Here is an 18,775-nt window from a genome sequence, read left to right as displayed (position 1 = left end):
GTCTGGGCGGCGCTGCTGATCCTGTTCCACCGCGATGTCGCCGACCTGGCCAACATCTACTGGAACAGCACGACGTTCGGCCATTGCCTGTTCGTTCCGCCGGTGATCGGCTGGCTGGTGTGGCAGCGCCGCCGTGAACTGACGCAGCTGACACCCGCCGCCTGGTGGGGCGGGCAGGCGATCGTCGCGGCGGGCGCGCTGGCGTGGCTGCTGGGCGATGCCGCCGGGGTGGCGTTTGCCCGGCACCTTGGGCTGGTGGTGATGCTACAGGGCGCGGTGATCGCACTGCTTGGGCCGAATGTGGCGCGCGGGCTGCTGTTTCCGCTGGGGTACATGCTGTTCCTGGTACCGTTCGGTGAGGCGATGGAGGGGCCGCTGCAGAGCGTCACCGTCGCGATCGTCATGCCGCTGCTCCATCTGGCCGGAGTGCCGGCGCAGGTCGACGGCGTGCTGATCACCATTCCCAACGGCTATTTCGAAGTCGCGGAGGCGTGTTCCGGCGCCAAGTTCGTGATCGCGATGATCGCCTATGGCACGCTGGTCGCCAATGTCTGCTACGTCGCCTGGCGCCGCCGGGTCGCATTCATGGCGATGGCGCTGATCGTGCCGGTGATCGCCAACGGGCTGCGCGCGTTCGGCACCATCTATGCCGCGCATCTGACATCGGTGGAGGCGGCGACGGGGTTCGACCATATCGTCTATGGCTGGGTGTTCTTCGGGCTGGTGATGGCGGCGGTGCTGGCGATCGGCTGGCGCTGGTTCGATCGCGATCCCGATGCGCCATGGTTCGACCCGGCGCGATTGCAGCAGGCGCCGGTGCGCGCACGGTCCGATCCGTGGACCGCCGCCGGGGTGGCGATCGCGCTGGCGACGCTCGCTTATGCCGGCGCGGCGCTGGCGGGCGGCCGAAACGACACGCTGCCGGCGCAAATGCACCTGCCCGATGTGCCCGGCTGGCAGCGCGTGCCGCTCAGCACCGCCGCTCCGTGGTCTCCCTATTACCCCACCGCAGATCATCTGCTGATCGGTCGCTATCAGGACGCCACCGGCCACCGCGTCGAGCTGGCGGTGGCGATCTATGCCGGACAGCGTGAGGGGCATGAGCTGGTCGGTTTCGGCCAGGGGGTGCTGCGCGAGAATGACCGTTGGGTGAAGGTAGCGGACGTCGCCCCGCTCGACGGCGGCTCGGTCCAGCGCATCACCGCGCCGGGGCCGGTGGAACGCGAGGTCGCGACTTGGTACAGGATCGCCGGCACCACCACGGCGGACGGAAAACGAGTGAAGCTGGCGACGCTCAAGGCCAAATTGTTCGGCGGCGCCCAGCGCGGCGCGGCGATCCACCTGTCGGCCGCACGCGCCGACGGCGATCCACGCGCGGCGATGGCGGCGTTCCTCGCCGCCGCCGGCCCGGTCGATCAACTCGCCGACCGCGTCGCGACGGGGCGCTAGGCCATGTGCGGGATCGCGGGGATCTTCTACCCCGCCGTGGCCAAGCCGGTCGATCCGGTGCGCATCGCCGCGATGAACGACGCGCAGGCGCATCGCGGACCGGACGGCAGCGGCATCTGGACCGCGCCGGGGGTTGGGCTGGGCCACCGTATCCTTGCGATCATCGACGTCGGCGGATCGCCGCAGCCGATGCACGCCGGGCCGCTGTCGATCACCTACAATGGTGAGATCTATAATTTCGCCGAGCTGCGCGCCGAGCTGGAGGCGATGGGTGCCGCCTTCATCACCCAGGGCGATACCGAGGTCATCCTCCACGGCTGGCGGGCGTGGGGGACGGGGCTGCTCGACCGGCTGGTCGGGATGTTCGCCTTTGCCATTCACGACAGCGAGGCGCAGACCCTGGTGCTGGCCCGCGACCGGCTGGGGGTGAAGCCGCTTCATTATGTCGAACTGTCCGATGGCGGCGTAGCCTTCGCTTCCGAACTCAAGGGGTTGCTGGCGCACCCTTTGCTACGCCGCGAGGTCGATCCACGCGCGGTCGAGGATTTCATGGCGCTCGGCTATGTCCCCGATCATGCCAGCTTTCTCGTGGGTGTGCGAAAGCTGCCTGCGGGATCGTTCCTGCGGCTCGAGCGCGGAAAGCCAGTGGGCACGCCGCAACGCTATTGGGATGTCGATTTCTCCAGAAGGGCCAAGGGTTCACGCCGCGACCTTGAGGCGGAGTTGATCGAGCGGATGCGGGCGGCCGTGGTGTCGCGCATGGTCGCCGACGTGCCGCTCGGCGCGTTCCTGTCGGGCGGAGTCGACAGTTCGGCGGTGGTCGCGCTGATGGCGGAGGCCAGCCCGAAGGCGGTCAAGACCTGCTCGATCGGGTTCGACGAGGCGGATCACGACGAAACCGCCTATGCTCGGCTGATCGCCGATCGGTTTCGCACCGAACACCGCACGCGCACCGTCGCGTCGGACGATTTCGCGCTGATCGACCGTCTGGTCGCGGCATTCGACGAACCATTCGCGGACGCCTCGGCGCTCGCCACCTGGCGGGTGTCCGAGCTGGCGCGTGAGACGGTCACCGTGGCGCTGTCGGGCGACGGCGCGGACGAGGCGTTCGCCGGCTATCGCCGCTATCGCTTCCACGCGGCCGAGGAACGAGTTCGCGGGCTGATCCCGGCAGGGATGCGCGCGGGGCTGTTCGGGACGCTGGGCGGGCTCTATCCCAAGGCCGACTGGGCGCCGCGCCCGCTGCGCGCCAAGACCACGCTGCTGGCGCTCGCGGATGATGGCGCCGCCGCCTATGCTCGCGCGGTGGGGGTGACGACGCCGGCGACGCGCGATGCGCTCTATACCGACTCGTTCCGGCGGGGGCTGGCCGGGCATCGCGGCGAGGACGCGATGATCGCGACGATGCGCGCCGCGCCCGCCCGCACCGGGCTGGACGCCGCGCAATATGCCGACATCCACCATTGGCTGCCCGGCGACATCCTGACCAAGGTCGATCGCACCAGCATGGCCGTCAGCCTGGAGGCGCGCGAGCCGCTGCTCGACCACCGGCTGATCGAATTCGCCGCGACGCTGCCGCCGTCGCTGCGCATCCGCGCGGGGCAGGGCAAGTGGCTGATGAAGAAGGCGCTGGAGCCGTATCTGCCGAAAGAGATCCTCTATCGGCCAAAGATGGGCTTCGTGACCCCGGTCAGCGCCTGGTTCCGCAAGGCGCTGGCGGAGGAGGCGGCGATGCTGGCGCGCTCGCCGGTGCTGGCGCCATGGTTTCAGCCGACCGCGCTCGCCCGGCTGGCCGAGGACCATCGCGCCGGCCGTGCCGAACACGGCCGCACGCTATGGCAGCTGATGATGCTCGAACGGTCGCTGAAACGGCTGACCGGCGCCTGAGCGTCAGAACACCGCGATCGCGGCGTGCAGCGTCAGCGCGATCAGGCACAGCGTCGAGAGTACGAAGGCGGCGAAGCGCACCGACACACGGTTGAACGTCGCCTGGATCACGCTGTGAATGATCCGCAGTCCGACATAGCCCCATGCCAGCCCGGCGTTCAGCCCATCGCCAGCGCCCACCACCGCCAGCACCAGCGCGACGGCGTAGAAGATCGTCGGCTGTTCCATCAGGTGGTTGTAGTTATGCGACGGCCACTGCGCCTTCGCCGGCAGCACGCGATCGGCGTCCGATCCCTTGCCCCCGGTCAGCTTGGACAGATCGATGCCGGCCGCGCGCATCGCCGGCATCCGCACCGCGATCATCCACACCCACATCACCAGCGACCAGGCGACCAGGACGACGACCGGCTTCAGGATTTCCGCGTGCATGAAAAAGCCTCCCCCAAGAGTATCTCGGGGGAGGCTGCCTCAACCGGTTTCGATTTGCAACGTCAGTCGAACAGCTTGGCCCAGCGGCGCTCGGCGCGGTTCTTCCACAGGCCGCGGTGATAGGCGTCGCTGGCCAGCAGCGGCATCACGCTGCCGGCTTCGGCGAACACCATCTGCTCGATGCCGGTGTTGACCTTGCCCCAGCTCGCCGCCTCCTGCAGCGTCGAGGACGAGCAGGCGCCATCGCGGACGTCGGCGACGGTGATCTGGACGGCGTATTTGTGGACCTCGACGTCCTCATGGCCCAGGATCTCGGCGCAGACGACGGTGTCCTGGATGAAGTTCTTGGGCACGCCGCCGCCGATCATCAGCAGGCCGGTGGTGCCCGCCTTGATCTTGATGTCGGTCAGTTCGCGGAAATCGGCGACCGCGTCGATCATCAGATAGGGCTTGCCCGCCTTCATCTGATCGACCTGGTGCTTGACCAGCCCGAAGCCGGCCGAGGAATCGACGAACGCCGGGCAGAAGATCGGCACGTCATGCTCATAGGCGAGCTTGACCAGGCTGTTCTCCTTCTTGCCGTGCTCCGACAGGTACCGACCCATCTCGCGGATGAACGCGCGGCTCGAATACGCCTTCGGTTCAAGCTCGTTCGCGATCTTGTTGATGGTGAAGTCGCAGTCCTGAAGCTGCTCCTCATCGATGTAGGTATCGTAGATGCGGTCGATGTAGAGCGAGCGCAGCGTATCGTCGTCGGGCACCTCCAGCGCCTGATAATGCTTGTGGCCGAGCCCTTCGAAGAAATCCATGTCGACGATGGTCGCGCCGGTGGCGACGACGCAGTCGACCATGTTGTTGCGCACCAGATCGGCATAGAGATCCATGCAGCCACCGGCCGAGGTCGATCCGGCGATCACCAGCACGACGGTGCAGTCGGGATCGGCCAGCATCTGATTGTAGATGCCGGTCGCGCGGCCGAGATCGCGGCTGGTGAAGCTCATGTCTGCCATCGCATCGACGATCGGGCGCGCGTCGAAGCTCTTGATGTCGATGTGCTTGACCTGCTTCGACAGCAGTTCCGCCTTGCGGGTATCGTTGATCGTGTCGGTCACTGGGAACTCCGTGGTTCACTGGCCGCCGTCGTTGATGGGGACGCGGTAACCCGGAGGGGCAGGGCGCCACGCGCCCCGCCCCGGATGTCTTCGATTATGCGTCAGTCGTTACAGCGTGACGACGTTCGATGCGACCCGCTCTTCAGCGACGACGTACAGCGACGTCATCGGCTCGTCGTCGGCGATCACCGTCTCGTCCGAACCGAAGCCATTGAACGCGGTGCGCATCGCCGAACCATAGGCACCGAGCATCCCGATTTCGAGATAGTCGCCCGCCCGCACGTCCGCCGGCAGCATGAACGGCCCGGTCATGTGATCCAGATCGTCGCAGGTCGGCCCGTAGAAGCTGAACGCCATGTCGCGGGCGTGGCTGTCCGGTTCACGCAGCAGCGTGACCGGAAAGCGCCAGCCGATGTGCGCCGCGTCGAACAGCGCGCCATAGGCACCGTCGTTGATGTACAGTTCATCGCCGCGACGACGCTCGACGCGCACCACGATCGAGCTGTATTCGGCGCACAGCGCACGGCCCGGCTCCGCCCACAGTTCCGCCGAATAGCTGATCGGCAGGCTCTCGAACGCGCGGTGGATCACTTCGAAATAATGTTCGAGCGGCGGTGGCTCCATGCCCGGATAGCGCGACGGGAAACCGCCGCCGACATCGACGACGTCGACCGTCACCGCCGCCTCGACGATCGCCTGGCGCACGCGCTCCATCGCATCGGCATAGGCCTGCGGCGTCATCGCCTGGCTGCCGACGTGGAAGCAGATGCCGAGCGCATCGGCGACCTGGCGGGCGCGGAACAGCAGTTCCTTCGCCTCGCCCGGCGCGACACCGAACTTGGACGCGAGGCTAAGCTTGGAATGCTCCGACGATACGCGCAGCCGCACACACAGCGTCAGGTCGGTCGCTTCGCGCGTGGCGCGGACGATCTTGTCGAGTTCCTCGATCGAATCGAGACTGAACACGCGCACGCCGTGCACGTCATAGGCCTCGCGGATCGCTTCCTCGGCCTTGACCGGGTGCATGAAGCACAGCGTGGCGTCCGGCAGCGTGCGCGCGACCAGCCGCACCTCGGCGATCGAGGCGACGTCGTAATGCGTGATGCCGCTGTCCCAGAGCACGCTCAGCAGCTCTGGCGAAGGGTTCGCCTTCACCGCATACATCGAGCGTCCCGGAAACTTCTCGACGAAGAATCGGGCGGCCCGCGATGCAGCGTGCGGACGAACGAGCGTGACCGGCTGAACCGGCTGGCTCTTGGCGATGTCGATACCGCGAACCGCGGTCGAATGGGCTTTCGCTAGCCCCAGCGCGCTATGATGCTTGTGCAACTCAAGGGACCTCCAATTGCCTTTCGGCGTCGAGTGAAAAAGCTGCCTTGCGGTTGGAAGTCCCATGGGGCAGCGGACGGCGCAAATAGGATCGGGTGTTCCCGATGTAAAGTGGTGAATTGGGACAAGGGGCAGGACGTGACCATCGTACGACAACCGACCCGCGCCGGGGTGCGCGACGCTGCGGCAAAAATGGCGGAAATCCTGCCGATGACGCCGCTTTTCACCGCGGAGATTCGCGGCGTGACGGTGGGGGTGAAGGCCGAATGCCTGCAACCGATCGGCGCGTTCAAGATCCGCGGCGCGTGGCATCGGCTGACCGCGATCGACGAGTCGGCCCGTGCGAAAGGGGTCGTCGCCTTTTCATCCGGGAATCACGCACAGGGCGTTGCCTGGGCGGCGAAGCGGCTGGGGATGCCGGCGGTGATCGTGATGCCGTCCGACGCCCCGCGATCGAAGCGCGAGGCGACGCTGGCGCTGGGCGCGGAGGTGGTCCCCTATGACCGGATGACCGAGAGCCGGGAAAAGATCGCCGCGCATCTGGCGCACGCGCGCGGCGCCACGCTGGTCCCCGCCTATGACGATGCCTGGATCATCGAGGGGCAGGGCAGCGCCGGGATCGAGGCTGCCGCCCAGTTCCACGACGCCGGGCTGGGCGCTTTGACGCGGGTGGTCACACCGTGCGGCGGCGGCGGGCTGGCGTCGGGCCTGGCGCTGGCGCTGCCCGATGCCGAGATGCGGATCGTCGAGCCGGAGGGCTGGGACGATATGTGCCGCAGCCTGGAGGCGGGCTGGATCGAGGAGGTGGGCGCCAATCCGCCGCGTACCGCTTGCGATGCGCTCCAGACGCTGCGCGTGGGGACGTTGACGTTCGACGTGCTGTCGAAACGGTCGGCACTCGGCGTCACGGTCAGCGAGGCGGAGGTCCGCGACGCGCAACGCTGGGCCGCCGCCACGTTGCGGCTGGTGGTCGAGCCGGGCGGCGCGGTGGCGCTGGCGGCACTGCTGACTGGCCGGGTCGAGCCGCAACCGGGCACGCTGGTGCTGGCATCGGGCGGCAATGTCGACATGGATGCCTATGCCGCCGTGCTGGCGGGCGAGGGATAGGGGAACGCGGTCCCGTCCCCCCGGCGTCGGGTCAGGGGGACGGACTCACCCGACGAAGGCCCGCTCGATCACATAATCGCCGGGGGCGGCGTTCGAACCCTCGATAAAGCCCAGCGCGTCCAGATCGGCGGAGAGGTCACGGATCATCGCCATGCTGCCACACAGCATCACCCGGTCCTGCTCGGGATCGAGCGCGCGCGGTCCGGTGATGCCGTGGCCGAACAGGCTCCCCTCGCTGATCAAGCGGCCGATCCGCTGCGACAGTCGGAACGGCTCGCGTGTGACGGTCGGAACGTAGACGAACTGGAGCAGCGCCTGGTCCTGCACCAGCGGATCGCCGGCCAGCTGCGCCTCCAGCTCGGCGCGATAGGCGAGGTCGCTGACCCGCCGCACCGAATGGACCAGCACCACCTGGGAGAATTGCTCGTAGACGTCGGGGTCGCGCGCCAGGCTAAGGAACGGGGCGAGCCCGGTGCCGGTGGCGAACATGAACAGCCGCCGGCCGGGGCGCAACGCGTCGGTGACCAGCGTGCCGGTGGGCTTGCGGCCGAGAAAGATCTCGTCGCGCGGCGCGATCCGCTGGAGGCGGGAGGTGAGCGGTCCGTCGGGTACCTTGATCGACAGGAACTCCAGCTCCTCCGACCACGCCGGGCTGGCGATCGAATAGGCGCGCAGCAACGGCTTTCCTTCGCTCGGCAGCCCGATCATCACGAACTCGCCGGAGCGGAAGCGGAACGCCTGCGGGCGTGTCAGCGTGAAGCTGAACAGATGCTCGTTCCAATGGCGCACCGAACGCACCTGTTCGACGGTCAGCACGCCCGACGGGGGCAGGCTGGCGGTGGCGGCGATACGATTGCTCATGTCCTGACACTCATCTTTTGGGTTTCTCGCCGGTCAGCGAATCGGGAATGGGGGGCGCCATGCCGGCGGCCAGCAGTGCGGCGGTGAAGCTGCGCGCCGCGCGGTGCGTCGCGGTCAGCACCCCGCCGTCGCTCAACAGCAGCGCCAGCGTGTCGCGGACGCGCTGCTCCGCGCCGGTATCGGTCGCGCCGAACAACGCCAGCAACAGCGCCTCATGTTCGGAAACCTGGGGAGCGTCGGGCGCCATCACCTCCAGCGGCGAATCGCAATCACGCAGCAGCAACGCCATCGCCATCGCGAAATGGGGCAGGCCGGATTCAAGGTCGTGCCGCCCGAACGCGGGGCCGAGTGCGCCGCCCAGGCAGTGCTTTCCGGCGATCGCCGCCGCCGCGCGGCGGATCGACCACAGCAGGAACGACTCGCCTGGCCCCAGGGCAGCGACCGGCCGGTCGAGATAACGGTACATGCGCACGGTCCTCCGAACAGGATGCGGGCCGATGCCATTTCATGCTATTGCAAGTCAATCGCAAATATCGGTGCGGTGGCGTTACCCGCTTCCCTTGGTGGGCGAGTCGAACCTAGAACGGGCGGCATGAACCAAATTGCTCCCGCCGTGGCGATGCTCGCCGTCTTTGCGCTGGTCGCCGGCGGCATCTATCTGATCCGGCAGCGCCGCGATCGTAGAAAAGGGGTGCTGATGATCGCCTGCGCGTTGGTGATCCTGGGCAATATCTTGATCTGGACGATGCCGGCGCACGCGGCGGCGACCCGCCCGGCCGGCGCCGACGGTCCCGACCGCCTGCAACAGGCGGCGATCGCGGTCGATAGCGGCGATTGCAAGAAGGCGATGTCGCTCGCAGGACCCGCGCTGAAGGCCGCGGCGGCGGCGGACGCGGGCGATCGCTCCGCGCCGCTGGCCTACACCGTCGCGGCGTTTTGCGCGCTGCGGAGCGGCGATCAGGCGGCGGCCTATCGCGCCGCGCTGGCCGGAACCCGGTTCGACAAGGCCCCGAACATGCTGTGGACGCTGCGGCTGGAACTCGAAATTTTCGCCAGCCGCCACGCGGAGGCGGTGACGACGGTAGAGGCGATGCGCGACGGGCGCGGCGGCGCGCTCAACGCGATGCCGATCCGGTCGATGTATCGGCTGACCGGCGATCTGGACAAGGCAAAGGCGGTCGCGCTGCAACGGCGGCTGCTGCGCGTCCTGACCGACAATGCCTATGATCCCGATGAGGCGGTCGCACCGCTCGACGGGTTTCGCCAGAGCTATGCGGCGATTCTGCTGGCCGACGGGGATACCGCCGGCGCGACCGCCCAGATCCGCCAGATCGAGGAGCCGTCGGTCGCGATCGAGCTGTGGGCCGATCCGCGCTTCCGGCCGCTGCTCCCGCCCGATTTCGATATCCGCGCGGTGACCGAACGTGCGCTCGCCGCAGCGATGGCGACACGCGAGCAGAACGGCAACCTGCTTGAACCGATCAACCGCGCGGGACGGCATCTGCGGGTGCTGGGGCGGTTGCAGGCGTCGCTGGAGGTTCTGGAAACGGCGCGCGCGAACGGTCGGGAACTGGCGAGCTTCTCCGACGCGGACACCTATGCCAACTGGTGGTGGGACGAGATGGCGCGGACCTATGCGGCGCTCAATCGCCCGGACGACGCGATCGCCGCACTGCGAGCGGGCGGCGCCATCAGCGAGATGGGGAGCATCAACGTCAGCCAGTTGATCAACCTTGCGGGGCTGCAAAGCGCGTTCGACCGTCCGGCGGACGCGCTCGTCACGCTGGCGCCGTTCGCGACGGCGAAACGCCCGGTCAGTCCCTATGGCGAGGCCGAGATGCGCTTCCAACGGGGGTGCGCCAGCGCGCTGACCGGCGATCTGAAGGCGATGGCCAGCGACCGCGACTATCTCGAATCGCACCGCGCCGATCATCCGCGCGCGCTGCTGGGACTGCTGCTGTGCATCGGCGATCTCGACGCCGCCGCCGGGGTGGTGATCGCGCAGCTCGACGACCCGGACCAGCGCGTGGCGATGCGGCTGTTCCTGGCGGACTACGACGCGCCCGTCGTAGCCCTGCCGCCCGACCCGATCGATCGCCAGCTTCCGGCGCTGAAGGCGCGCGCGGACGTTCAGGCGGCGATCACCCGTGCGGGCGGGGCGTTGCGGGTGCCGCTCCAGTCGCAGCCGATGTGAAGGGCGCGGCGGACACGTGCCGCCGCGCTATGCCCTCAGCGGATCGGCGAGTTGGGATCGAGCCGCATGTCGAGATACTTGTCCACGCTGCCCATCAGCTCCGGCGTCTCATGCTCGAAGAAGTGATTCGCGTGCGGAATCGTGTCGTGGTGGATGGTGATGTGCTTTTGGGTACGCAGCTTGTCGACCAGCTTCTGGACCGCGCTGGGCGTCACCACCTCGTCCGCGTCGCCCTGGATGATGATGCCCGAGGCGGGGCAGGGGGCGAGGAAGGTGAAGTCGTACATGTTGGCCGGCGGCGCGACCGAGATGAAGCCGCGAATCTCCGGCCGGCGCATCAGCAGCTGCATCCCGATCCACGCGCCGAAGCTGACCCCGGCGATCCACGTGGTCGACGCTTCCGGGTGAAAGCTCTGCACCCAGTCGAGCGCGCTGGCCGCGTCGGACAGTTCGCCGACGCCGTTGTCGAACGTCCCCTGGCTCTTGCCGACGCCCCGGAAATTGAACCGGAGCGTGGCGAAACCGCGCCGCTGGAACGTCTTGTAAAGCTCCTGGACGATCCTGTTGTTCATCGTCCCGCCCGATTGCGGATGCGGGTGGAGGATCATCGCGACGGGTGCGCGCGGCTTGGGGGCGGGGGCGAAGCGGCCTTCGAGGCGGCCTTCGGGTCCGGGGAAAATGACTTCTGGCATGGAACCTGCGGCTTGGGGAGGCGCGTTGGGATAGCGCGCCGAAACAGCCGCGCTATATAGGCTCGGGTTGCGCAGGCGCAATCATTCTAAGGGTATGCGCGTCCGTGCCGACCAGGCTCTACCTCGATCATGCGGCGACCACGCCGATGCTGCCCCCCGCGCGCGCGGCGATGGAGCAGGGGCTGGCGCATTGGGCCAATCCGTCTTCCCTCCATGCCGAAGGCCGCGCCGCGCGCGCGGCGCTGGAGGGCGCGCGCGCGGCGATTCGCGCCGCCTATCGCTGGCCCCATGAGTTGATCCTGACCAGCGGCGCCAGCGAGGCGATCGCGCTGGCGCTGGGCCGGACCCAGGCGGAATCGCGGCTGGTCGCGGCGGTCGAGCATGATGCGGTGCTGCGCGCGGCGCCCGATGCGGTGCGGCTGCCGGTCGATGCCGACGGCCGGATCGACCTGGCCGTGCTGGAGGCCGAACTGGCGGCGCTGCCGGCGCCGGCGCTGGTCGCGGTGCAATGGGGCAATAGCGAGACCGGCGTCCTCCAGCCGCTGCGCGCGGTGGCGGAGCGGGTGAAGGCGGCCGGGGGCTGGCTGCTGGTCGATGCCGCGCAGATGCCGGTCGGCTGGGGCGGCGACGACGCGCCGCAGGACGTCGCCGACCTGATCGCGCTCTCAGGCCACAAGCGCGGCGGGCCGCCGGGGATCGGCGGATTGCTGGTCCGCGACCTGGCGATGCTGTTGCCGACCGGCGGGCAGGAACGCGGCTATCGCGGCGGGACGGAGAACATGCCGGCGGCGCTGGGCTTCGCGGCGGCGCTCGCCGTGCCCGAAGCGTTGGACGCAATGGCGGCGATGCGCGCGCGGCTGGACGGCGCGGTGCGGGCGATGGAGGGCGAGGTGGTAGCCGATACGGCACCGCGCGCGCCGCATATCGGCTCGTATCGCCTGCCCGGACTGGCGGCGGGCGCGCAGTTGATCCGGTTCGACCTGGCGGGCATCGCGGTGTCGGCGGGGTCGGCGTGTTCGTCGGGGAGTATGCGGCCGAGCCATGTGCTGGGCGCGATGGGATGGGACGGCGCGGCCGCCGGCGAGGTGGTGCGGGTCAGTTTCGGCCATGCGACCACCCCCGCCGACGTCGAGCGGTTCATCACCGCCTGGGCCGCGATCGCGCGGGAGGTGCGCGCGCGCGCCGGAGAAGCGGTGGGGGCGGCATGACCTATCTCGATTATCAGGCGACCACGCCGCTGGCGCCGGAGGCGCTGGCGGCGATGCTGCCCTGGCTCGAATCGCAGCACGCCAATCCGCATTCCGCCCACGCCCCCGGCCGCGCGGCAAAGGCGGTGGTGGAGACGGCGCGGGCGCAGGTCGCCGCGCTGTTGCCGCAGGGCGGACAGGTGGTCTTCACCAGCGGCGCGACCGAGGCGCTCAACTGGGCGATCAAGGGCAGCTTCGGGCCGGTGGTGACGCTGGCGACCGAACATGCCGCCGTACTGGATACCGCGGCGGCGGTGGAGCGGCGCGGGCGGGCGGTGACGGTGCTACCGGTCGGGAGCGACGGCGTGGTCGACCTCGACCGTGCGCGCGACGCGATGACCCCGGGCACCGGGTTGGTCGCGGCGATGCTGGTCAACAATGAGATTGGGGTGATCCAGCCGGTCGCCGAACTGGCGGCGCTCACCCATGCCGCGGGCGCGCTGTTCCTGTGCGACGCGGTGCAGGGCTATGGCCGGGTGCCGATCCCGGAGGGCTGCGACCTGATCGCGCTGTCCGCGCACAAGATCCACGGCCCGAAGGGGATCGGCGCGCTGTGGATCCGCGACGGGGTGGCGATCGAGCCGCTGCTCCATGGCGGCGGACAGGAAGGCGGCGTCCGGTCAGGGACGCTCAGCCCCGCATTGTGCGCCGGGTTCGGCGCGGCGGCGCGGCTCGCTCGCGAACAGTTCGAGGCCGATCGCGCCCATGTCACGCACCTGTACGCGCTGGCCACGGCGCGAATGGCGGGGTGGATGCTCAACGGATCGGCGACGGAGCGGTATCGCGGCAACCTCAACCTGCGCTTCCCCGGCCTGGATGTCGCGCGGCTGATGAGCGAATTGCGCGACATCGCCTTTTCCGCCGGGTCGGCCTGCGCCAGCGGATCGGGCCGGCCCAGCCATGTGCTGCGCGCGATCGGCCTGTCCGACGCTGAAGCGCGGAGCAGCATCCGCATCGGCTTTGGCCGCTACACCGGCGAGGAGGAACTGATGGCCGCGCTCGACCGGATCGACATTGCCGCGCGCGCGCAGCGGATCGCCGCATGATCGCGATCCGCTTCATTAGCGCCAACGGGATTGCGACACAGGCGGTCGAGGGCGCCGAGGGCGAATCGCTGCTGGCACTGGCCCAGGCCCATGGCCAACCGCTGGAGGGGACCTGCGAGGGCTCGCTGGCCTGTTCGACCTGTCACGTCATCGTCGCCGCCGACGATTTCGCGCGGCTGCCCCCGGCGAGCGAGGAGGAGGAGGACATGCTCGACCTCGCCGCCGGGGCGACGCGCACCAGCCGGCTCGCGTGCCAGATCATGCTTACCCCCGCGCTCGACGGCCTGACCGTGCGCATCCCGAGCGAAGCGCGCGACATGCGCGGGCGTTAGGGGCGCGCCACCCTAAACCTCCGGCATACCCAATGGCAGTCCGAGATCGTGGAAGGCGACGGCCAGCGCGGTGGCGGTGGCGAGCGGCCCCCGCGCGTCGCGCGTGCCGAGCATGTCCGCCAGCAGCAGGGCCGCGACCGACGGGTTGGTCTGGCACCGTTCCAGCACGTTCAGGATGCCTGCCTCGGCGGCCGTCATCCGCGCGCAGCACCACGGCGCGATCTGGATCGGCCCGGTCGATGCGGCGGACAATTCCATCATCAGCGTGCGCAGCAGCACCAGCGGGCGGCGGAAATCCTTGCCGAACGCGGTCATGAAGCTGTGCGCGGTGCAGGCATCGTCGAGACCGTGCGCGCCCATCTGGCGGAACGCGAACAGGATCAGGCGCGGGCCGGCTTCCTCCGGCTGGGCCTGGTGAAAACTGGCGGCGAGGGACTGGGTGGTCGGCATGGAATCGGCTCCGTGTGGCGCCGACTCAGTCTTGATCTTTCGCTATTGCAAGTCAATCGCAACTTAGCCGATCAGTTCGGCGGTTCATCGTTGAGCGCGAGCACCTCACCGGCGAGGTAGAGCGAGCCGAGGATCAGCGTGGTGCCGGCAGGTGCCGATTCGACCGCAGCGGCGATGTCGGGCGCGGTATCTGCGCCGGCGATGCCGATCGCGCGGGCGAGCGCGGCGAGCGCCGCCGGATCATGGTGTTCGTGCCCTGGCACCGGCACCGCCGTCAGTGACGCCGCCAGCGCAGCGAACGGCGCGAGCAGGCCCGCCGCATCCTTGTTGGCGAGCATCCCGAGGATCAGATGCGCCTTCGCTCCGTCGAGCCGATCGGCGAGCGCGGCTGCGACCGCGCCGGCGGCGGCGGGGTTGTGCCCGCCGTCGAGCCACACCGGGCCGCGCGCACGCCGGGTCAGTGGGCCGTCGGCCAGCCGCTGCATCCGCGCCGGCCAGCGTACCGCACGCGGCGCGGCGGCGATCGCCCGGTCGGACACTGGCACGCGATCCTGCGCCCGGATCATCGCGATCGCCAGCGCCAGATTGGCGTGCTGGTGCGTGCCGGCCAGCGCGGGGCCGGGGACGCGGATGGTGCCGGCGCGATCGTGGAACGACAGGTCGCCGTCCGCTACGACGGTGAACGACCAATCCGCTTCGGCGGCGATGATCGTCGCCGCTCCGGCGCCGCGCTCGACCGCGCGACGAAGCTCGGGCGGAAGGGCGTGGATCACGATCGGTCGGCCCGGTTTGCCGATGCCCGCCTTTTCATAGGCGATGCCCTCGATCGTATCGCCCAGGAACGCCTGGTGATCGATGCCGAGTTGCGCCACGCCGCATACCGCCGGATCGGGCAGGACATTGGTCGCGTCGAGCCGCCCGCCGAGCCCGACCTCGACGACACAGGCATCGGCCGGAGTCTCGGCGAAGGCGAGGAAGGCGGCGGCGGTGGTCACCTCGAAGAAGCTCGCGCCGATCCCCTCCGCCCGGTCGAGCACCCGCGCCAGCAACGCCGCCAGTGCCGCATCCTCGATCAGCGTCCCGGCCAGCCGGATGCGCTCGTTGAAGCGGACGAGGTGGGGGGAGGTGTAGACGTGGACCAGCTTGCCGTCGGCCTCCAGCGCCGCGCGGAGGAAGGCGCAGGTCGATCCCTTGCCGTTGGTGCCGGCGACGTGGAACACCGGGGGCAGCGCCAGATGCGGATCGCCCAGCCGCGCCAGCAATGCGCTGACCCGAGACAGGCCAAGTACGTCGGCACCGGGTGACAGCGCCCACAGCCGGTCGAGCTGCGCCTGTACGGCGGGATCGGTCGAGACGGCGAAGTCCATTACCCCCACTCGCCCTCGGGGAAGACGGGCGCAGGAGAGCGTGCGCGACTTGTCGCGTGGCCCTCTCCCAACCCTCTCCCCCAGGGGGGAGGGGGCTTTCCTTTCGTCATGCCGCTTTCCGCTCCGCGCTGAGGTAACCGACCAGCCGCGCCAGCGTGTCCTTCAGCGCGTGGCGATCGACCACCATGTCGATCAGCCCGTGATTCAGGTAATATTCGCTGGTCTGGAAATCGTCGGGCAGCTTTTCGCGGATCGTGCTCTCGATCACGCGGCGGCCGGCGAAGCCCAACATCGCCTTTGGCTCTGCGATCTGCACGTCGCCCAGCATCGCATAGGCGGCCATCACCCCGCCGGAGGTGGGATCGGTCAGCACGACGATATAGGGTAGGCCGGCGTCGTGCAGCATCTCGATCGCGACGGTGCTGCGCGGCATCTGCATCAGGCTCAATATGCCCTCCTGCATCCGCGCGCCGCCCGATGCGGTGAACACGATGAATGGCGCGCCGTTGGCGATCGCCGCCTCGCACCCGGCGACGAACGCCTCGCCGACCGCCTGGCCCATCGATCCGCCCATGAAGGCGAAGTCCTGCACCCCGATCACAGCCTTCAATCCGTCGATGGTGCCGAGCGCGTTGACGAACGCGTCCTGCTGGCCGGTCTCCATCCGCGCCGCCTTCAGACGGTCGACGTATCGCTTCGAATCGCGGAAGCGGAGCGGATCCTCGGGCACTTTCGGGTTGGGCAGGATCTGCCAGCTTCCTTCGTCGAAATGATATTGGAAGCGCAGTTGCGGGCCGATGCGATCGTGGTGGTCGCAATGCGGGCAGACGTGGAGGTTCTCCTCCAGTTCCTTCAGGAACACCATCTGCCCGCACCCCTTGCACTTGTGCCAGAGGTTGTCGGTGGTCTGCGCGCCGCGCGTGACCACGGCGGAGAGGGCGTTACGGACGCGGCTGATCCAGCTCATGCGGATTCCTCGGGTTCAGACTTAGGGTCTGCGGCGCGGATCGCGGCCGCCAGCGAAGCGATATAGGCGCGGACCGGTTCCGATGCATCCGCGCCGTGCGCGGCGATCAGATCGACGATCGCCGAGCCGACGACCACGCCGTCGGCGACACCGGCGATCTCGCGCGCCTGTTCGGGGGTGCGGATGCCGAAGCCGACCGCGACGGGCAGGTCGGTCGCCGCCTTCAATCGACCGACCGCACCGGCGATCGATGCTTGCGCGGCCTGTTGCAGCCCGGTGATGCCCGCGACAGAGACGTAATAGAGGAAGCCGCCCGCCCCCTCCAGCACCGCCGGCAGGCGGGCGGCGTCGGTGGTGGGCGTGGCAAGGCGGATGGGATCGACGCCCTTTTGCCGCAGCGCCGGACCGAGCGCGTCGTCCTCCTCGGGGGGGATATCGACGCAGATCACGCCGTCGATCCCGGCATCGGCGCAGGCGTCGGCGAACCATTCCGGCCCGCGCCGCAGCATGGGATTGGCATAGCCCATCAGCACCAGCGGCACCTGCGGATGTCGCGCGCGGAAGGATTTGGCGATGGCGAGGATATCGGCGGTGGTCGTGCCCGCGCCGAGGCTCCGCAGGTTCGCCGCCTGAATCGCCGGGCCATCGGCCATCGGATCGGTGAACGGCATCCCCAGTTCGATCACGTCGGCCCCGCCGGCGACCAGCGCGTCAAGGATCGCCGGGGTCACGGCGGGCGTGGGATCGCCGACGGTGATGAAGGTGACGAGGGCGGGATGGCCTTTGGCGAATGCGGCGGCGAGGCGGGTCATATCGCCACCCCCAGCGCGTCGGCGACGGTGAAGATGTCCTTGTCGCCCCGGCCGGAGACGTTGACGACGATGATCTCGTTCGCCCGCATCGCACGCGCCTTGCTCTCAAGCGCCGCCAGCGCATGCGAGCTTTCGAGCGCGGGGATGATCCCCTCCAGCTTGCAGCAGAGCTGGAAGGCGGCCAGCGCCTCATCGTCGGTGACCGGCAGGTAAGCGACCCGCCCGCTTTCGTGCAGCCAGCTATGTTCCGGCCCGATGCCGGGATAGTCCAGCCCGGCGGAGATCGAATGCGCCTCGGCGATCTGGCCGTCGTCATCCTGCAACAGATAGGTCTTGTTGCCGTGGAGCACGCCGGGCAGGCCGCCGTTCAGGCTGGCGGCGTGCTGGCCGGTCTCCACGCCGTGCCCGGCCGCCTCGATCCCGAGCATCGCGACGTCGGGATCGTCGAGGAACGGGTGGAACATCCCGATCGCGTTCGATCCGCCGCCCACCGCCGCGATCAACAGGTCGGGCAGCCGTCCCTCCGCCTTCAGCATTTGCGCGCGAGTCTCGGTGCCGATCACCGACTGGAAATCGCGGACCAGTTCCGGGTACGGGTGCGGTCCCGCCGCCGTGCCGATGATGTAGAAAGTGTCGTGGACGTGGGCGACCCAGTGGCGCAGCGCCTCGTTCATCGCGTCCTTCAGCGTCTGCGCGCCCGACGTCACCGGCTCCACCTCGGCGCCGAGCAGCTTCATGCGGAATACGTTGGGCTTCTGCCGTTCGACGTCCTTGGCGCCCATGAAGATCGTGCACGGCAGGCCGAAACGCGCGGCGACGGTGGCGGTGGCGACGCCGTGCTGGCCCGCGCCGGTCTCGGCGATGATCCGGGTCTTGCCCATGCGCCGCGCGAGCAGGATCTGGCCGATGCAATTGTTGATCTTGTGCGCGCCGGTGTGGTTCAGTTCCTCGCGCTTGAAATAGATCTTCGCGCCCATCCCCGGGGCCGCTCCATCGCGGTAATGCGCGGTCAGCCGCTCGGCGAAGTAGAGCGGGCTGGGGCGGCCGACATAATGTTCGAGCAGGTCGTCGAACTCGGCCTTGAACGCCGGATCGGCCTTTGCCGCACGATACTCTCGCTCAAGGTCGAGGATCAGCGGCATCAGCGTCTCGGCGACATAGCGGCCACCGAACTGGCCGAAATGCCCGCGTTCGTCAGGCTGGGTGCGGAGGGAATTGGGCGTGGAGCCGGGGGCTGCGATCATGGTCGGGAGGCTTTCTGATACGATGGTCCGTGCGCTTCGAGACAGGCTCGTGAAGCGTTCAGCGCCATCGCCAGGCGCGTCCGGGGGTATTCGCCGGCATCAGCATCGCGCCACCGCTTGCAGGAACGCCGCGATTTTGTCCACGTCCTTGACGCCCGGCGCGCTCTCGACGCCCGACGACACGTCGACCAGCCGCGCGCCGGTTCGCGTGATCGCCTCACCGACCGCGTCCGCGTCGAGTCCGCCCGAC

General features: G+C 68.9%; 18 protein-coding genes and 1 pseudogene. 7 read left to right on the top strand and 12 right to left on the bottom strand.

What is annotated here, in order from left to right:
- On the top strand, window positions 1–1,449 hold a 1,449-nt coding region (xrtA, locus tag VNR91_RS05345), incomplete at its 5' end, for an exosortase A (RefSeq protein ID WP_325489747.1).
- 3 nt (window positions 1,450–1,452) lie between these two features.
- Window positions 1,453–3,336, top strand: coding sequence for an XrtA/PEP-CTERM system amidotransferase (locus tag VNR91_RS05340; RefSeq protein ID WP_325489746.1), 1,884 nt, complete (start codon window positions 1,453–1,455; stop codon window positions 3,334–3,336).
- A 3-nt stretch (window positions 3,337–3,339) separates the two neighbouring features.
- Here VNR91_RS05340 and VNR91_RS05335 read toward each other — a convergent pair whose 3' ends face one another.
- The 3 genes from VNR91_RS05335 to VNR91_RS05325 all read right to left on the bottom strand — a co-directional run bounded on the left by VNR91_RS05335 (window position 3,340) and on the right by VNR91_RS05325 (window position 6,206).
- Window positions 3,340–3,765, bottom strand: a complete 426-nt coding sequence (locus VNR91_RS05335; RefSeq protein ID WP_325489745.1) for an MAPEG family protein — start codon at window positions 3,763–3,765, stop codon at window positions 3,340–3,342.
- Window positions 3,766–3,827: 62 nt separating this feature from the next.
- A complete protein-coding gene (locus VNR91_RS05330) occupies window positions 3,828–4,877 on the bottom strand; it encodes a 1,9-bis(guanidino)-5-aza-nonane synthase (protein WP_325489744.1) in 1,050 nt (349 codons plus the stop codon).
- Between the two features lie 108 nt (window positions 4,878–4,985).
- The gene (locus VNR91_RS05325) at window positions 4,986–6,206 is read right to left on the bottom strand and encodes a type III PLP-dependent enzyme (protein ID WP_325489743.1); all 1,221 of its coding nucleotides are present in this window, start codon (window positions 6,204–6,206) and stop codon (window positions 4,986–4,988) included.
- 138 nt (window positions 6,207–6,344) lie between these two features.
- Here VNR91_RS05325 and VNR91_RS05320 point away from each other — a divergent pair, with 138 nt between their 5' ends.
- Entirely contained in the window at window positions 6,345–7,313 is a 969-nt protein-coding gene (locus VNR91_RS05320) for a threonine ammonia-lyase (RefSeq protein WP_325489742.1), read from the top strand.
- 45 nt (window positions 7,314–7,358) lie between these two features.
- Here the strand turns inward: VNR91_RS05320 and VNR91_RS05315 are convergent, their stop codons facing one another.
- Together VNR91_RS05315 and VNR91_RS05310 are read right to left on the bottom strand one after the other, a co-directional pair.
- Window positions 7,359–8,174: a ferredoxin--NADP reductase gene (locus VNR91_RS05315; RefSeq protein ID WP_325489741.1), complete on the bottom strand. Its 816-nt coding sequence runs from the start codon at window positions 8,172–8,174 to the stop codon at window positions 7,359–7,361.
- Window positions 8,175–8,184: 10 nt separating this feature from the next.
- A complete protein-coding gene (locus VNR91_RS05310) occupies window positions 8,185–8,640 on the bottom strand; it encodes a hypothetical protein (protein WP_325489740.1) in 456 nt (151 codons plus the stop codon).
- Between the two features lie 147 nt (window positions 8,641–8,787).
- Here VNR91_RS05310 and VNR91_RS05305 point away from each other — a divergent pair, with 147 nt between their 5' ends.
- Window positions 8,788–10,368 (top strand): hypothetical protein, encoded by a 1,581-nt coding sequence (locus tag VNR91_RS05305; protein ID WP_325489739.1) that lies wholly within the window; start codon window positions 8,788–8,790, stop codon window positions 10,366–10,368.
- A gap of 35 nt (window positions 10,369–10,403) precedes the next feature.
- Here the strand turns inward: VNR91_RS05305 and VNR91_RS05300 are convergent, their stop codons facing one another.
- Window positions 10,404–11,060, bottom strand: a complete 657-nt coding sequence (locus VNR91_RS05300; RefSeq protein ID WP_325489738.1) for an alpha/beta hydrolase — start codon at window positions 11,058–11,060, stop codon at window positions 10,404–10,406.
- 104 nt (window positions 11,061–11,164) lie between these two features.
- Between VNR91_RS05300 and VNR91_RS05295 the strand changes: the two genes are divergently transcribed.
- The 3 genes from VNR91_RS05295 to VNR91_RS05285 are packed head-to-tail and all read left to right on the top strand — an operon-like array spanning window position 11,165 to window position 13,685.
- A complete protein-coding gene (locus tag VNR91_RS05295) occupies window positions 11,165–12,268 on the top strand; it encodes a cysteine desulfurase family protein (RefSeq protein WP_325489737.1) in 1,104 nt (367 codons plus the stop codon).
- Window positions 12,265–13,353 carry a cysteine desulfurase family protein gene (locus tag VNR91_RS05290; protein WP_325489736.1) on the top strand — a complete coding sequence of 363 codons (1,089 nt, stop codon included), beginning with the start codon at window positions 12,265–12,267 and terminating at the stop codon, window positions 13,351–13,353. The genes VNR91_RS05295 and VNR91_RS05290 overlap by 4 nt, the downstream gene beginning before the upstream one ends.
- Window positions 13,350–13,685, top strand: coding sequence for a 2Fe-2S iron-sulfur cluster-binding protein (locus VNR91_RS05285; RefSeq protein WP_325489735.1), 336 nt, complete (start codon window positions 13,350–13,352; stop codon window positions 13,683–13,685). Before VNR91_RS05290 ends, VNR91_RS05285 begins: the two co-directional genes overlap by 4 nt.
- Before the next feature lie 12 nt (window positions 13,686–13,697).
- Here VNR91_RS05285 and VNR91_RS05280 read toward each other — a convergent pair whose 3' ends face one another.
- From VNR91_RS05280 to VNR91_RS05255, 6 genes and pseudogenes are all read right to left on the bottom strand, one after another.
- On the bottom strand, window positions 13,698–14,135 hold the full coding sequence (locus tag VNR91_RS05280) for a DUF6628 family protein (protein ID WP_325489734.1): 438 nt from the start codon (window positions 14,133–14,135) through the stop codon (window positions 13,698–13,700).
- Between the two features lie 71 nt (window positions 14,136–14,206).
- Entirely contained in the window at window positions 14,207–15,502 is a 1,296-nt protein-coding gene (locus VNR91_RS05275) for a bifunctional folylpolyglutamate synthase/dihydrofolate synthase (RefSeq protein WP_325489733.1), read from the bottom strand.
- 106 nt (window positions 15,503–15,608) lie between these two features.
- Entirely contained in the window at window positions 15,609–16,469 is an 861-nt protein-coding gene (gene accD, locus VNR91_RS05270; RefSeq protein WP_325489732.1) for an acetyl-CoA carboxylase, carboxyltransferase subunit beta, read from the bottom strand.
- Entirely contained in the window at window positions 16,466–17,281 is an 816-nt protein-coding gene (trpA, locus tag VNR91_RS05265; RefSeq protein ID WP_325489731.1) for a tryptophan synthase subunit alpha, read from the bottom strand. Before trpA ends, accD begins: the two co-directional genes overlap by 4 nt.
- Complete coding sequence (gene trpB, locus VNR91_RS05260; protein ID WP_325489730.1) at window positions 17,278–18,525, bottom strand: tryptophan synthase subunit beta; 1,248 nt, start codon at window positions 18,523–18,525, stop codon at window positions 17,278–17,280. Before trpB ends, trpA begins: the two co-directional genes overlap by 4 nt.
- Before the next feature lie 99 nt (window positions 18,526–18,624).
- Window positions 18,625–18,775: pseudogene (locus VNR91_RS05255) on the bottom strand (N-(5'-phosphoribosyl)anthranilate isomerase); the annotation flags it as partial.

Origin of the sequence: Sphingomonas sp., from assembly GCF_035555815.1 — a bacterium.
In the GTDB taxonomy this organism is placed as follows: Bacteria; Pseudomonadota; Alphaproteobacteria; order Sphingomonadales; family Sphingomonadaceae; genus Sphingomonas.
This window is presented reverse-complemented; position numbering and strand designations above follow the sequence as displayed.

Excerpts from the sequence above, each read along its gene's own strand:
- VNR91_RS05340 (WP_325489746.1), top strand. The coding sequence starts at position 1,453 with ATGTGCGGGATCGCGGGGATCTTCTACCCCGCCGTGGCCAAGCCGGTC.
- VNR91_RS05335 (WP_325489745.1), bottom strand. The coding sequence starts at position 3,765 with ATGCACGCGGAAATCCTGAAGCCGGTCGTCGTCCTGGTCGCCTGGTCG.
- VNR91_RS05315 (WP_325489741.1), bottom strand. The coding sequence starts at position 8,174 with ATGAGCAATCGTATCGCCGCCACCGCCAGCCTGCCCCCGTCGGGCGTG.
- VNR91_RS05310 (WP_325489740.1), bottom strand. The coding sequence starts at position 8,640 with ATGTACCGTTATCTCGACCGGCCGGTCGCTGCCCTGGGGCCAGGCGAG.
- VNR91_RS05300 (WP_325489738.1), bottom strand. The coding sequence starts at position 11,060 with ATGCCAGAAGTCATTTTCCCCGGACCCGAAGGCCGCCTCGAAGGCCGC.
- VNR91_RS05290 (WP_325489736.1), top strand. The coding sequence starts at position 12,265 with ATGACCTATCTCGATTATCAGGCGACCACGCCGCTGGCGCCGGAGGCG.
- VNR91_RS05285 (WP_325489735.1), top strand. The coding sequence starts at position 13,350 with ATGATCGCGATCCGCTTCATTAGCGCCAACGGGATTGCGACACAGGCG.
- VNR91_RS05280 (WP_325489734.1), bottom strand. The coding sequence starts at position 14,135 with ATGCCGACCACCCAGTCCCTCGCCGCCAGTTTTCACCAGGCCCAGCCG.
- VNR91_RS05275 (WP_325489733.1), bottom strand. The coding sequence starts at position 15,502 with ATGGACTTCGCCGTCTCGACCGATCCCGCCGTACAGGCGCAGCTCGAC.
- accD (WP_325489732.1), bottom strand. The coding sequence starts at position 16,469 with ATGAGCTGGATCAGCCGCGTCCGTAACGCCCTCTCCGCCGTGGTCACG.
- trpA (WP_325489731.1), bottom strand. The coding sequence starts at position 17,281 with ATGACCCGCCTCGCCGCCGCATTCGCCAAAGGCCATCCCGCCCTCGTC.
- trpB (WP_325489730.1), bottom strand. The coding sequence starts at position 18,525 with ATGATCGCAGCCCCCGGCTCCACGCCCAATTCCCTCCGCACCCAGCCT.